General features: G+C 66.1%; 13 protein-coding genes. 3 read left to right on the forward strand and 10 right to left on the reverse strand.

Annotated elements, in window-relative coordinates:
* Positions 1–133 precede the first annotated feature (133 nt).
* Complete coding sequence (locus tag AC07OK_RS08085; protein ID WP_494689820.1) at positions 134–394, forward strand: hypothetical protein; 261 nt, start codon at positions 134–136, stop codon at positions 392–394.
* An 11-nt stretch (positions 395–405) separates the two neighbouring features.
* Here AC07OK_RS08085 and AC07OK_RS08090 read toward each other — a convergent pair whose 3' ends face one another.
* The 6 genes from AC07OK_RS08090 to AC07OK_RS08115 all read right to left on the reverse strand — a co-directional run bounded on the left by AC07OK_RS08090 (position 406) and on the right by AC07OK_RS08115 (position 5577).
* Complete coding sequence (locus AC07OK_RS08090; protein ID WP_494689925.1) at positions 406–1629, reverse strand: RNA polymerase sigma factor; 1224 nt, start codon at positions 1627–1629, stop codon at positions 406–408.
* Positions 1630–1660: 31 nt separating this feature from the next.
* Complete coding sequence (locus AC07OK_RS08095) at positions 1661–2473, reverse strand: YciI family protein (protein ID WP_494689821.1); 813 nt, start codon at positions 2471–2473, stop codon at positions 1661–1663.
* A gap of 34 nt (positions 2474–2507) precedes the next feature.
* Positions 2508–2921, reverse strand: a complete 414-nt coding sequence (locus AC07OK_RS08100; RefSeq protein WP_494689822.1) for a YciI family protein — start codon at positions 2919–2921, stop codon at positions 2508–2510.
* Between the two features lie 15 nt (positions 2922–2936).
* Entirely contained in the window at positions 2937–3407 is a 471-nt protein-coding gene (locus tag AC07OK_RS08105) for a VOC family protein (RefSeq protein WP_494689823.1), read from the reverse strand.
* Positions 3408–3511: 104 nt separating this feature from the next.
* On the reverse strand, positions 3512–4909 hold the full coding sequence (locus AC07OK_RS08110) for a heavy metal sensor histidine kinase (protein ID WP_494689824.1): 1398 nt from the start codon (positions 4907–4909) through the stop codon (positions 3512–3514).
* Complete coding sequence (locus tag AC07OK_RS08115; RefSeq protein WP_494689825.1) at positions 4906–5577, reverse strand: heavy metal response regulator transcription factor; 672 nt, start codon at positions 5575–5577, stop codon at positions 4906–4908. The genes AC07OK_RS08110 and AC07OK_RS08115 overlap by 4 nt, the downstream gene beginning before the upstream one ends.
* Positions 5578–5712: 135 nt before the next feature.
* Between AC07OK_RS08115 and AC07OK_RS08120 the strand changes: the two genes are divergently transcribed.
* Together AC07OK_RS08120 and AC07OK_RS08125 are read left to right on the forward strand one after the other, a co-directional pair.
* Complete coding sequence (locus AC07OK_RS08120) at positions 5713–6114, forward strand: DUF305 domain-containing protein (RefSeq protein ID WP_494689826.1); 402 nt, start codon at positions 5713–5715, stop codon at positions 6112–6114.
* Complete coding sequence (locus AC07OK_RS08125; RefSeq protein WP_494689827.1) at positions 6111–7475, forward strand: YncE family protein; 1365 nt, start codon at positions 6111–6113, stop codon at positions 7473–7475. The genes AC07OK_RS08120 and AC07OK_RS08125 overlap by 4 nt, the downstream gene beginning before the upstream one ends.
* Here AC07OK_RS08125 and AC07OK_RS08130 read toward each other — a convergent pair whose 3' ends face one another.
* The 4 genes from AC07OK_RS08130 to AC07OK_RS08145 all read right to left on the reverse strand — a co-directional run bounded on the left by AC07OK_RS08130 (position 7476) and on the right by AC07OK_RS08145 (position 12994).
* Positions 7476–8216 (reverse strand): alpha/beta fold hydrolase, encoded by a 741-nt coding sequence (locus AC07OK_RS08130; protein WP_494689828.1) that lies wholly within the window; start codon positions 8214–8216, stop codon positions 7476–7478. It lies immediately after the preceding gene.
* 80 nt (positions 8217–8296) lie between these two features.
* Positions 8297–9235, reverse strand: a complete 939-nt coding sequence (locus AC07OK_RS08135) for an alpha/beta fold hydrolase (RefSeq protein ID WP_494689829.1) — start codon at positions 9233–9235, stop codon at positions 8297–8299.
* A gap of 171 nt (positions 9236–9406) precedes the next feature.
* On the reverse strand, positions 9407–9991 hold the full coding sequence (locus AC07OK_RS08140) for a cohesin domain-containing protein (RefSeq protein ID WP_494689830.1): 585 nt from the start codon (positions 9989–9991) through the stop codon (positions 9407–9409).
* A 90-nt stretch (positions 9992–10081) separates the two neighbouring features.
* Positions 10082–12994, reverse strand: a complete 2913-nt coding sequence (locus tag AC07OK_RS08145) for a reprolysin-like metallopeptidase (RefSeq protein WP_494689831.1) — start codon at positions 12992–12994, stop codon at positions 10082–10084.
* Positions 12995–13232: the final 238 nt, after the last annotated feature.

Below are 13232 nucleotides of genomic sequence, written 5' to 3' on the forward strand. Positions count from 1 at the left end.
TTGTTGTACCAAGGTTTGCTGGCCCTTAACTCCCGTGGGGGCCAGCTTTTTTTTCGCGCTCCACAATTCTGTAGAATGGAGGTGCTTTCGCCGGCGCAGGCGAAACACCACAGGTGACCAATCGGGAGATATCATGAAAAAGCATTTCGCATTAGCAGTGACAGCGCTGGCATTGATCAGCGAGTCGGCCCACGCGGCCGGATGTCTCAAAGGCGCCGCGGTAGGCGCCGTTGCCGGCCACGTGGCCGGCCATCATGCCGTGGTTGGCGCGGTCGGCGGGTGCGTGGTCGGCCACCATCTGGCCAAGCAAAAAGCGAAGCAGGAAAAGGAAGCCGAGCAGGCGAAAAAAGCGCAGCAGCAGCAGCAGCAGCCTCAATCCACTCCGACGAAATAGAACTGACAGTATTACTGGGCGGCGGCGCGCGCCAGCAGCAGCGTGCGTTCGCGCTCGTTCTGCGTCAGCTGCGCGGCCCGCTCGAATTCATGGCGCGCTTCGTCGCGCCGTCCCAGCTTGGACAGGAAGTCGCCGCGCACGCTGGGCAGCAGGTGGTAGTTCTTCAGCGCCGCCACATCCATCAAGCCATCCACCACTTCCAACCCCGCCGCCGGCCCGAAGGCCATCGCCAGCGCCACCGCGCGGTTCAGCTCCACCACCGGCGACGGCGTCAGCTGCGCCAGCGCGTCGTACAGCGCGGCGATGCGCTGCCAGTCGGTGTCGGCCGCCAACCGCGCGCGCGCGTGGCAGGCCGCGATGGCCGCCTGCACGCCGTAGGAGCCGAGTCCGCGCCCGGTTTGCTCGGCGCGCGCCAGCGCCGCCAGGCCGCGCCGTATCAGCAGTTGGTCCCAGCGCGCGCGGTCCTGCTCCAGCAGCAGGATGGGTTCGCCCTTCGGCCCCACGCGGGCGCGGGCGCGCGAGGACTGGATTTCCATCAGCGCCACCAGGCCGTGCACTTCCGCCTCGTCCGGCGCCAGCTCGGCCAGGATGCGGCCCAGCCGCAGCGCTTCCTCGCACAGCGCCGGCCGCATCCAGTCGGCGCCGGCGCTGGCGGAATAGCCTTCGTTGTAGATCAGGTAGACCACTTGCAGCACCGACGCCAGCCGCTCCACCAGCTCGTGCGCGCGCGGCGCCTCGAACGGCACCCTGGCCTCGGCCAGCGTGCGCTTGGCGCGCACGATGCGCTGCGCCACCGTCGCTTCCGGCACCAGGAAGGCGCGGGCGATTTCCTCGGTGCTCAGGCCGCCCAGCATGCGCAGGGTCAGCGCCACCCGGCCGTCGGTCGGCAGCACCGGGTGGCAGGCCACGAACACCAGCCGCAGCAGGTCGTCGCCGATATCGTTTTCCAGGGCGTCGGCCACCGCCGCGTCGAGGTTGGGCGCGGCGTCCTGCAACACGCCTTCGATTTCGTAGGTGAGCTCGGCTTCCTTGTCCTGGTGCAGCTGGCGGCGCCGCAGCAGGTCCAGCGCGCGGTTCTTGGCGACGGTGGTCAGCCACGCGGCCGGCTGGTCCGGCACGCCGGTTTCCGGCCAGCGCTCCAGCGCCATCACCAGCGCGTCCTGCGCCAGCTCCTCGGCCTGGCCGACGTCGCGCAGCATGCGCGCCAGCACGGCGATGATCTTGGCGGACTCCATCCGCCATACCGCCTCGACGATCTTGGGGACGTCAGCCGCCACGGGCTTTCTTCCTGAAGGCTTCGCGCAGGCCGCTCTCCAGCAGCTCGGCGCGCAGGCGTTCTTCGGCGACGCGCATTTCCGGCGTAAATTCCTGGTGGGCGATGCGCTCGCAGGCTTCGCGGATCTCCAGCGTCAGGTCGCCGGGGCTCGGATAGGGATAGGTCTTGGCCCAGGCGATGGCGTCGTCGAGCGAGGCCGCCTGCACCATCCAGTAGCCGGCGATCAGTTCCTTGACTTCGGCGAACGGACCATCGACCACCGAGGTCTTCGAATTGGCGAAGTGAATACGGGTGGCGGAGGCGCTGGCCATCAGGCCCTCGCCGGCCAGCAGCACGCCCTGCTGCACGCCCGCTTCGTTGTAGGCGTTCATCACGTCGATGATTTCCGGCGGCGGCACCAGGTCGGCCTCCAGATCGGCATCGGAACGGATGAAGATCACATAGCGCGTCAAGGCTTCGTCGCGGCGCGGCAGCGTGCCGGCCGCCGTGCCGCGTTCGTCGAAGCCGAAGCAATTGCCGGGGCAACCGGCATCGCGGATTTCATACACTGCGCCGCTGTCGAACAAGGGCCACCAGCGCACCTGTTCGATGGCATCCTCTTTCGATTCGGCCTCGATCAGCGTGAAGCCGGCCACCAGCTCCCTGGGCGCGAACGGCCCGTGCAGCACGCTCCACTCGCCGTCGCGCCGCAACAGGCGCACCGCTTCCGTGCTGGGTTTGAGAAAGGTACCCGGCTCCAGCGCCGGCGGCTGCTGGCCGCGTTCGGTGCTCTGATTGGCGCGGCGCAGTATCATGAATTCCATCGCGTACTCCTTGTTTGTCGCTAAGGTAGCAGCATCACATGCGGGCGCGCAAGGCTTCTTCCTGCGCGACCAGCTCCGGCGTGGCCACCTCGCCGAAATCCTCCATCTCGAACACCTGGCGGATTTCGATTTCCGACGGCGTATCGAACGGATTCGGGCAGCGCTTCATCCACTCGATGGCCTCCTCCTTCGACTTCACCTGCAGCAGCCAGAAGCCGGCGATCAACTCCTTGGTCTCGGCGAACGGGCCATCGATGACGGTGCGCTTGGGGCCGTCGTACAGGATGCGCGCGCCCTTGGAGCTGGGATGCACGCCCTCGCCGGCCAGCAGCACGCCGGCGTTGACCAGTTCTTCGTTGAACGCGCCCATCGCGGTCAGCAGCTCGACGCTCGGCATCTTGCCCGCCTCGGAATCCTCGGTGGCTTTAACGATAATCATGAAACGCATGTCATTCTCCTTTGATCAGCACGGTGGCATTTGCTGTTTCATCGCCGCGTTCATCTCCTCCGGCGTCATGTCCTTGGTGTGGGTGGCGATCGACCAGACGTGGCCGAACGGGTCGGTGACCTGGCCGTAGCGGTCGCCCCAGAACATGTCGGCCGGCGGCATCCTCTCGGTGGCGCCAGCGGCGATCGCCTGGGCGTAGGTGGCGTCCACATCGGGCACGTAGATGTGCAGCGTGACCGGGCTGCCATTGAGCTTCTTGGGGCCGACGCTGCCGAAGTCGGGCATCTCGTCCACCAGCATGACGGTCGAATCGCCAATCCGGACGGCGGCATGCATCAACTTGCCGTTCTGGCCGGGGATGCGCGCGGTCTCAACGGCCTTGAACGCTTTTTTATAGAACGCTATGGCGTCTGACGCGCCATCGACCACCAGGTGGGGGGTGACGCTGTGCATGCCTTCTGGAATCGGATCTACTTTTGCAGTCATGATGCTCTCCTTTAAATGGGTTGGGGCGAGTGAAAACGCTCACTCTACCCCTACGACGAAGCAGCACGCATCAAATCGACAAATATTTTTAGATTTTTTTAAAATTATTTAAACAGCAGGAAAAACGTGGTCAGCGCGCCCTCTACACTCTCGACCCGGACGCTACCGCCATGCAAGGCCATGATGGCGCGCACGATGGACAGGCCCAGTCCGGCCGAATGGGCTTGTCCTGAACGGGCGGCGTCGGCGCGGTAGTAACGGTTGAAGATATGCGGCAAGTGCTGCGGCGCGATGCCCGGGCCGGTGTTGGCGACCGCCAGCTCGATGCCCTGCCCGCCGCGCCGCGCCGTCAGCCGGATCGCGCCGCCGGCCGGCGTGTAGCGCAGCGCGTTCGAGACCAGGTTGCCGACCGCACGCTGCAGCAGCACCGGATCGAGCTGCGCTTCGATAGCCGGGGCCTCGACCTCCAGCCGCACGCCGACGTCGTCGGCCAGGATCTCGAAATAGTCGTGGATGCGCAGCAGCTCAGCGCGCAGGTCCAGCGGCTCGCGCTGCACGGCCAGCTGGGCGTTGTCCACCCGCGCCAGGAACAGCGTGTTTTCGATCATGCGCGCCAACCGCTCGTATTCCTCCGAGTTGGAGGCCAGCAGCGCCTGGTATTCCTCCGCCGAGCGCGGCCGCGCCAGCGCCACCTGGGTTTCCACCATCAGCGTGTTGACCGGCGTGCGCAAGTCGTGCGCCAGGTCGGCGGCAAAGCCGGACAGGCGCTGCACGCCGTCTTCCAGCCGGTCCAGCATGGCGTTGAAGGCTTCGCCCATCTCGCGCAACTCCACCGGCGCGTCACCCACCGACAGCCGGGTGTTGAGACGGTTGGCGTTGATGTCGTTGGCCTTGGCGATCACGCCGCGCAGCTGGCGCATGCTGTGGCGCACAATGGCGTAACCGAGCACGATGGCCAGCAGCGCCCCCCCGCACAGCGCCACCAGCAGGTCGACGATGTAGCCGCGCAGGATCTTGAGGCGGTCGGAGCGCTCGCGCGCCAGCGTGATGCGCACCGTCTGGCCGCCGCCCACCTGCCCGGCCGCGCTGACCATGCGGCCGACGCCGGCCTCCGGCGTCCAGTCGTGGATATCGTCCAGCGTCAGCGCGCGCTGGGCCGGCACGCTGTCGAAGCGCGGCAGCGGCCGCGAGGTACGCGCCGATTGCAGCAGCGCCGCGCCATCGGGCCCGTTCACGCGCAGCATGAAGTCATCGTGGCCGGACAGGGTTTCCATCAACGGCCGCTGGTCCTGTGCGATCGCCTGCGGCGACGGCAGGCCGGCGATGATGCGGCGGATCTGCGTCACCTTGTTGATCAGTTCCACGTCGTCGCGGCCGGCCATCTGCCGCGCCAGCGTGGTGTACAGGTAGGCGCCGGCCGCCAGGAAGGCCGCCACGGCAACCGCCGACAACAGCAGCGCCACCCGCAAGGTCAACGACAGCGGGCGCCGGCCCCAGCTCACGAACGCAGTTCCAGCAGGTAGCCCATGCCGCGCACGGTCTGCACCAGTTTATCGGCGTAGGGATCGTCGACCTTGGCGCGCAGGCGGCGGATCGCCACGTCGACCACATTGGTGTCGGAATCGAAGTTCATGTCCCACACCATCGACGCGATCTGCGTGCGCGACAGCACCTCGCCCTGGCGCTTGGCCAGCAGGTGCAGCAGCGCGAATTCCTTGGCGGTGAGTTCGATGCGGTCGCCATGGCGCGTGACGCGCCGGCGCAGCACGTCGATCTCCAGGTCGGCGATGCGGATCAGCTCCATCTCGCGCACCGGGCCGCGCCGCATCAGCGTCTTGACGCGGGCCAGCAGCTCGGCGAAGGCGAAGGGCTTGACCAGGTAGTCGTCGGCGCCCAGCTCCAGGCCCTTGACGCGGTCGGCCACGTCGTCGCGCGCGGTGAGGAACAGCACCGGGGTCTGCTTGCGCTCGCGCAGCCTGGCCAGCACCGCCCAGCCGTCCATCTGCGGCAGCATCACGTCCAGCACGATCAGGTCGTAGTCGTGCTCCAGCGCCAGCGCCAGGCCGTCGACGCCGTTGCGCGCCAGGTCGGCCACATAGCCCGATTCCTGCAAGCCCTTGACCAGATAGGCGCCCGCCTTGGGCTCGTCCTCCACAACCAATAGCTTCATGATGTTCTCCAGATGCGGCATTGTCGGCTTTTTACAGAGGTGGTTGGATTACAAATCTGTCATTTGCACGTCATCCTGCCGTCAGCGGCGCGCCGCTAGACTGGCTCGCTCCATACCCCAACGAGGAAACATAACATGGCCTATGCATTCCGTGGCGCCGTCGTCCTGGCCTTGACGCTGGCAGCGACGCACGCCGGCGCGCAGGAACACCATCACCATGCCGACGGCGGCGCCCCGGCGCCGCCGGTATTCGTTGCCAGCACCGCCAAGTCCTTCGCCGCCTTGATGGACGACGCGATGGCGGTGATGGACGCCGGCATGAAGCAGGCGCCGATGAACGGCGTCAGCGAGCATGACTTTGTCACCATGATGATCCCGCACCACCAGGGTGCGGTCGACATGGCCAAGGCCCTGCTGCTCACCACCCAGGACCCGGAGCTGCGCAATCTGGCGCTCGGCATCATCGCCGAGCAGCAGAACGAGATCAAGGTGATGCAGGCCTGGCTGCAACGCCACACCAACAAGGAGAAACAATGAAAACCATCGCTTTGGCGATCACCACGCTGCTGTCGGCATCCGCCTTCGCTGCGCCGTCGGCGCTGGACCGCGTCTACACGGCGGACCAGAACACCAACACGATTTCCGTGTTCAACCCCGCCAGCAATACGCTGCTGGGCCAGATCAAACTGGGCAACGCGCGGCCGGACGTGCTGTCGCCGCTGTATCGCGGCGAGATCAATGTGCATGGCCTGGGCTTCTCGCCGGACCACAAGACGCTGATCGCCATTGCCAACGGCTCCAACTCGGTCACCTTCATCGACACCGCGACCAACAAGGTCAAAGGCAAGACCTACGTGGGACGCTCGCCGCATGAGGGCTTCTTCAGCGCCGACGGCAAGGAGGTCTGGGTGGTGGTGCGCGGCGAGGACTACATCTCCGTCATCGACCCGGCCACGTTCAGGGAGACCCGCCGCATCCAGACCGACCTCGGGCCCGGCATGGTGCTGTTCCACCCGGACGGCAAGCTGGCCTTCGTGGTCTCCAGCTTCACGCCGACGGTCGACGTGATCGACGTCGCTTCGCACGCCATCATCAAGCGCATCGGCGTGGCCAGCCCGTTCTCGCCCTTCCTGCAATTCACGCCGGACCAAGGCGAGATATGGATGACGCACAAGGACGTCGGCAAGGTCACCCGCATCAGCACCCAAACGCTGGAAGTGACGGGCGTGATCGACACCGGCTTCATCACCAACCACCTGGCCTTCGCCACCGTCGGCGGCGAAGTGCGCGCCTACGTGACGATAGGCGGCGAGAACGTGGTCAAGGTCTACAGCACCGGCAAAGAGGCTAGACTGCTGGCGACCATCGCCACCGGCGCGCTGCCGCACGGGATCTGGGCCTCGGACGACAGCAGCCGTCTCTATGTCGGACTGGAAAACGGCGACGGCGTGCAGGTGATCGACAGCGCCAGCAACCAGGTCGTCGCCACCATGCCGGGCGGGCAGGCGCCGCAGGCTTTGGTGTATTTGTCGAAGGTGGCGCCGTCGGCGGACGACCGCTCCAACCTGGTGCCGCGCGTGAACCAGGATGCGCACAACATCCCGTTCAAGGCCACCGCCAGCGAAGGCAAGGGCTTCGCGGTGGTGCGCAACCTGGGCGTGGTCGATGCGATGGAAGTGTTCCTGTACAAGCTGAAGCCGAATGCGGTTTATAACGTTACCGTCGGCAGCCAGGCCGCGCCGCTGGGCAGCTTCCGCACCAACGACGCGGGCATGGCCAACGGTACGATGATAGGGCCGGTGCGCACGCAAGCGGCCAGCGATGCCGCCGTGCGCGCCGACCGCCTGTCCGTGACGGAAGCCGGCGCCAGCACCGCGGTGCTGGTCAGCGCGCTGTAGTTATTTGGCCGCTTCGAGGATGAGGTTTGCAATCTCGTCCGGGTGCGAGATCATCGACACATGGCTGGACGCCAGTTCGATGGTCTTCGCGCCCATGCGCTTGGCGACAAAGCGCTCCAGCTCCGGCGAGGTGGTGCGGTCGTGCTGCGATACCACGTAGTAGCTGGGTTTGTTCTTCCATGCCGCCTGCGTGGTGCGCGCGGCGAACAGCGTTTGCGAGATCCGTCCCTGCGACGCGTACAGCACGCGCGCCCGGGCCGGATCGAGATCGCCGGCGAAGTCGCGCACAAAAGCCTGTTCGCTCAGCTGCGCGTAGCCGTCCGGCGATTTCACCAACCCGGCCGCTGCCGGCGGCGCCGGGAATTTGGCGGCCAGTGCGCCGTAGTCCTCGCCCACGTCCGGCGCGCGCGCGGCCAGGTAGACCAGCGCCGCCACTTTCGGATCGTTGCCGGTCTCGCTGATGACGGTGCCGGCCCACGAGTGGCCGACCAGGATCGTCGGGCCATCCTGCAGGGCCAGCACGCGGCGCGTGGCTTCGGCGTCGTCCGCCAGCGAGGTCAGGGGATTTTGCACCGACGTGACATGCATGCCGGCCTTTTGCAGGCGGGCGATGACGTCGTTCCAGCAGGAGCCGTCGGCATAGGCGCCGTGCACCAGCACGACGTTGTGGACCGGCGGCGCCGCCAGTGCGACTTGTGCCGCCAGCATCGCTGCGGCGGCAAGAAGGGTAGGTTTGATCATGGTGCGGTTTCCTCTCGGGTTAAAAACCCAGTATAGAAACCGCCCCCTGACCCGGACATGACGCCGGCATTACAAACGGATTACAAATCAATAAACTCCACCAGCGCCGGCACCACTTGTTCCGGCGCTTCGTCGATCAGCCAATGGCCCGAGCCCTGGACGATGACGCTCTTCACATTGGTGGCCACGGAGCCGACCTGCTTGCCGAGGAATTCGCCGGCCGAGTACTGGCCGGCCAGGGTCAGCACCGGCATGGTCAGCTTGGTCTGCGACATCGGGCCGAAGTCGGCGGCGTCACGCTCGAAGTCGCTGAAGTAGGCGAAGCCGGCGCGCATGCCGCCCGGCTGCGCATAGGCCGCCGTGTACAGCTTACGGTCCGCTTCCTTGACCGACTTGGTCTTGTCGGCCGAGAAGTCGTTCCAGAAGTGTTCGAAGTAGATGCGTTCGCGGCCCTGGACCAGCGCCAGCGGCGTCTCGCCGTAGAAGTGGAAGTGCCACACGGCCTTGGCCGGGAAGGCGTTGCGCCAGTCGCCGACGCCGGGAATGAAGGCGTCCATCAGCACCAGCTTGCTGGTGTCGGCCGGGAACTGCGCGGCGTAGCCGTAGGCCACCATCAGGCCGATGTCGTGGCCGACCACGGCGGCCGGCTCGCTGCTGATGCCTTTGACCAGTTCATGGATATCGACCGCCATGGTTTTCTTGTCGTAGCCGCCGGCCGGTTTTTCCGAGCCGCCGGCGCCGCGCAGGTCGGGCACGATGACGGTGTGGTGCTTGACCAGTTCGGCCATGGCCGGCGTCCACATGTGGCCGGTCTGGCCATAGCCGTGCAGCAGCACGACCGGGCTGCCGTGGCCGCCGATCTTGTAGTGCAGCCTGACGCCGTTCACTTGCGCGTATTGGTCGGCAAAACCGTCGACCTTGACGTCGATCGGCGCGGCCGCAGCGGCGGCCAGGCCGGTGCTCAGTACGAGGGCGGCGGCTGCCAGGCTGCGGCGGATAATCGTGGTGCTGGTGTTCATGTTGGGCTCCTGAGTGATGGGTTCGTGTAGTCACTATATGCTTCACACTTAAGACCATCAATACTCTGAATATCAAGCAATCATTCACAATTTATGAATATTCCCGCAGCGCTCCCTGCCGCTGAAGAAGGAAGAAGCGCTGCCGCGGCAAGGCGGCAGCGCGGTGCAACATTAGCCGACTTTACGGCGGCGCAGCGCCGCCAGGCCGGCCAGGCCCACGCCCAGCATCAGGTAGGTCTGCGGCTCCGGCACGGCGGTGGTCACCAGCGTCAGCGTGCCCAGCTGCGTGTTGATGTCGCCTGGCGTTGAATTCAGGAACAGCGCGTTGGTAAAGCTCAGCGTGCTGGTGCCGGCGCCGATCACGTTGAAACGCAGGTGCGCCAGACTGCCGCCGCCGCTGACGCCTGGCACGGCGCCGAACTTGTTGCCGTACACATAGGACACCAGCCCCGGCGTGCCGGACACATCGGCCGCACCGAAGCCGGTGGCGCCGCCGTCGGAACCCAGGAAGCCGCCTTCGCCGGCGCCGGTCGCCTGCAGGTAAGCCGGATTGAACGCCAGCGAGAAGTTGTAGCCATACAGGTCGGTCACGCCGGCGATGCGGATGTCCAGCTCGATGGTCGAGCCCACCACGCCGCTCGATGGCGTGGCGACGATGCTCAACGCCGGATCGGCCGCGTAGGCCGGCGGTGCGGCGAAGGCGGCGGCCAGCAGTGCGGCGCCGGCCTGGAATTTCCATTTATTCAAACTCAACATATTCATTTTCCTTTGCCCATCAGGCTGAGATTTCTGCATCGGCGCCGCGCCGGCTGTGGGCCGGCGGCGGCGCCGCTAGTGTGTGGCGGCTTACAGGCGGCAACCGCCTGCGATGCGTTGCGACTCGGCGACCAGGTCGCGGGCATCGACCACGCCATCCTTGTTCAGGTCGGCGCGCGCGTCGTAGCCGGCCTGGCCCGTGCGTTTGCCCAGCGCGGCCTTGATGATCGCCAGGTCGTCGCAGTTGACGGCGCCATCGCCGTTGACATCGCCCGCCAGGCGGATCGTGAAGTTGGCGTTCGACACATCGAAGAAGATGTTGTCGACCGCTTCCACCTTGATGCGCGCGGTGCTGCTGCCCACCAGCGGCAGCGTGACGACCTTGCTGCCGGTGTTGGCCGTGCTGGCCGCCAGCGTGTACGGATAGATGTTGCCGCCGTCGGTGGACAGCGAAATCTTCACATTGGCGGTGTTGACCGGCGCCGCGTCGGTGTTGGCCACGTTCCAGGTCACGGTCAGGCTAGAGCCGCCATCGAGCGACACCGCGGTGTTCGGCGACGTCACCAGGAAGGGACCGGCGTTGGGCGCCAGTACCAGCTTGGTGCTGGCGTTGCCGACGCCGCCACGGCCGTCACGCGCCGTCAGGCGGAAGTTCAGCGCGGCCGGATTGGCGTTGGCGCTGTAGCCCACGTAGTCGGCGGTCGGCAGGAACTCCGAGTAGCACTCGATGTCGGCCGGGGTCGGCGTCGTGGCGGCGACCGGGCAGGCGCCGGTTTCGGCGTTGGTGTTGTTGGCCAGGATCTGCGACAGGTCCGGGAACACGCGGGTTGGATTGGTGCTGACGTGGTTTTCACCCGGCGAGCCGTACTTGATGGCGTCGTCGTTGCTGACCACGGCGCGCACGCCGAACTGGCGGAACAGCGGGCCATTGGTCTTGACGTTGCTGATCAAGCCGGTGCCGTTGCCGTTGGCGCGATCGTTCTGTTCCCACATGTAGGTCAGCGTATCGCCTTCGCCGTCGGTGGCGCTGCCGGTCAGGGCGAACGGCGTGCGTACCGGGATGGTGTAGCCGGTTGGCACCGTCACCACCGGCGTGGTATTGCCGGTGAACGACAGCGAACCGCGCCGGGTGGTCGGGCCGCCGGCGACGATCTCGCCGACATAGCCGCTGCAACCGCCGCTGCAATTGACCAGTTGGAGCAGCGCGACCTTGGTGCCGGCCAGCGCGCCGGTGAAGGTCACCGTGGCGGCGTTGTCGCTCAGGGAACTGATGTTGACAGTGGCGCCCGCAGGCCAGCCAGCGATGCCTTCGATCGCGTTCTTGATGCCGCCGACGTTGAAATTGCTGCCGCGGACGATAGGCGCCGAGTCCTTGCCGTTGTAGCGCAGCGTGAATTGCTGGGTGCCGCCGAAATTGGTCAGCGCCAGCATCTGCACTTCGTTGACGTTGGTTTCCGCGCCCGAGGTGTAGGCGACGATTTCATCGAAGCTGCGCTGCGACCAATAAGCGTCGCTATGGTTTTGCAGGTTGTCGGTGCCGCAAATGCCGGCGTAGGCCATGATCGACGAGCCGCTGCCCGGTTCCACCGAGGTGCCGGCGTTGCGGTTGCCGCCCGAGCAATTGCTGATCACGCCGTTGAAGGTGTGGTTGCCGGAGAACTGGTGGCCCATTTCATGCGCCACGTAGTCGACCGCGTAGAAGTCGCCGACCGGGGTGGGAATGCCGGTGCAACCCTGGGCCTTGGCGCTGCCGCCGACCACGCCCAGGCTGGCGATGCCGCCGCCGTTGAGGCCGAGCGCGATATGGCCGACGTCGTAATTGCCGGCGCCTGCCAGCAGGCCGGCGACGACGCGGTTGCGCGACAGCGTGCCGCTGCCGCAGCTGGCCGATTGGGACGCGGTGAAGCAGGCGTTGGCGCCGCACGGGCCGTTGGCGCCGGTCATCAGCGCCGGCGTGTCCAGGTTCAGGGCGTCGGTATTGTTGATCAACATCAGGCGGATCGCGGTCTCGTCTTCATAGACCTGGGTGACGCGGTTGATCAGCGTGACCTTGGCCGCCGTGACATTGGCCGGGCCGCCGAAATAGGTGGCGTAGGACGGATCGGTGACCAGCGCCAGGCGGTAGGTGCGCAGCTGGTTGCCGGAAACCGGACCGGCCACGACCAGGTCGTCCACCACGTGGTAGGCCACGGTGCTGGTCGACTTGCCGTCGGTGGCGCTGACTTCAAAGGCGCCGGTGTTGCGCGACGGATCGGCCACCAACGAGCTGTTGATCACCCCTTCCGCATCGGCGGTGACGACCAGGCTCTGGCGCGTGCCGCTGTCGCCTTCGTTGCGCACCGACACGGTGACCGAGGCGCCCGGCGTGAAGCCGGCGCCGCGCACCTCGACCTGGTCGTCGGCGTGGTAGAAGCCCTGCGACAAGGCGATCTGCGCCTCGGTCAACGGTGCTTCGCGCAGCGCGCCGTGGCGGTTGGCCAGGTCGCGGCTGTGATAGCTGTTGTAGACGCTGTCGTCCAGCGCGGTGTGCGGGTCGACATACCAGGCGCCGGCCGGCGTGCGCACCGAGGCGTGCAGGCCCAGCGGGGTGATGTCCATGCGCAGGCTGGCGTTGGGATCGTCGATGCCTTTACCGGCGTAGGTCTTGATTTCGGGGTGCTTGGCGGCCAGGCCGGCTTCCATGATCGGCGAGTCGACGATGGCGAAGCGCTGGTAGCCGCCGTCCGGGTGCGGCAGGGAAATGATCAGCGGACTGACGGCGGCGGCCTCGCTGCGCTCCAGCGGCGCCGACTGGGCCAGTTGCTTCAGGCCTTTGCGGTTCAGGCTGGCGGCGTGGAAGCGGCGCGGGCCGGTGGTGCTGGTGGACTGTGCGGTTCTGCCGTTGGCGGCGCCCACGTCCTGCCAGAAGTCGCCGGTCGGCTGGCTGGCGGTCGGTCCATCCTTGGCGATGACGGCGGCGGAGCTGGAGATGGTCCAGCCCAATGCCATGAAGGCGAATAACACGCGTCCAGCGGTAGGACGCAGCGTTGCCCCGGCCTTTTTGAGGCGGGGAGTCGGTGACGGGTTCACTGAAATTTTCATGCCTGCTATACCCTTAATTTAAAGGAAAATATGCCCAGTGAAACATTCATGTGTTGCGAACAAGACATGCAAAAGTTTCAACTTAAGTATTGCTTAATTAATTTTTTGTCACAACCGTTGTCCGTCATTTTTTTTTGCTGGGGACCGGAAACGCGGGCGT

The sequence above is a fragment of the Duganella sp. GW821-FHT07G03 genome, assembly GCF_059418605.1.

Coding starts and splice junctions, on each gene's coding strand:
- AC07OK_RS08085 (WP_494689820.1), top strand. CDS start 134: ATGAAAAAGCATTTCGCATTAGCAGTGACAGCGCTGGCATTGATCAGC.
- AC07OK_RS08090 (WP_494689925.1), bottom strand. CDS start 1,629: ATGGAGTCCGCCAAGATCATCGCCGTGCTGGCGCGCATGCTGCGCGAC.
- AC07OK_RS08095 (WP_494689821.1), bottom strand. CDS start 2,473: ATGGAATTCATGATACTGCGCCGCGCCAATCAGAGCACCGAACGCGGC.
- AC07OK_RS08100 (WP_494689822.1), bottom strand. CDS start 2,921: ATGCGTTTCATGATTATCGTTAAAGCCACCGAGGATTCCGAGGCGGGC.
- AC07OK_RS08105 (WP_494689823.1), bottom strand. CDS start 3,407: ATGACTGCAAAAGTAGATCCGATTCCAGAAGGCATGCACAGCGTCACC.
- AC07OK_RS08115 (WP_494689825.1), bottom strand. CDS start 5,577: ATGAAGCTATTGGTTGTGGAGGACGAGCCCAAGGCGGGCGCCTATCTG.
- AC07OK_RS08120 (WP_494689826.1), top strand. CDS start 5,713: ATGGCCTATGCATTCCGTGGCGCCGTCGTCCTGGCCTTGACGCTGGCA.
- AC07OK_RS08125 (WP_494689827.1), top strand. CDS start 6,111: ATGAAAACCATCGCTTTGGCGATCACCACGCTGCTGTCGGCATCCGCC.
- AC07OK_RS08130 (WP_494689828.1), bottom strand. CDS start 8,216: ATGATCAAACCTACCCTTCTTGCCGCCGCAGCGATGCTGGCGGCACAA.
- AC07OK_RS08135 (WP_494689829.1), bottom strand. CDS start 9,235: ATGAACACCAGCACCACGATTATCCGCCGCAGCCTGGCAGCCGCCGCC.
- AC07OK_RS08140 (WP_494689830.1), bottom strand. CDS start 9,991: ATGTTGAGTTTGAATAAATGGAAATTCCAGGCCGGCGCCGCACTGCTG.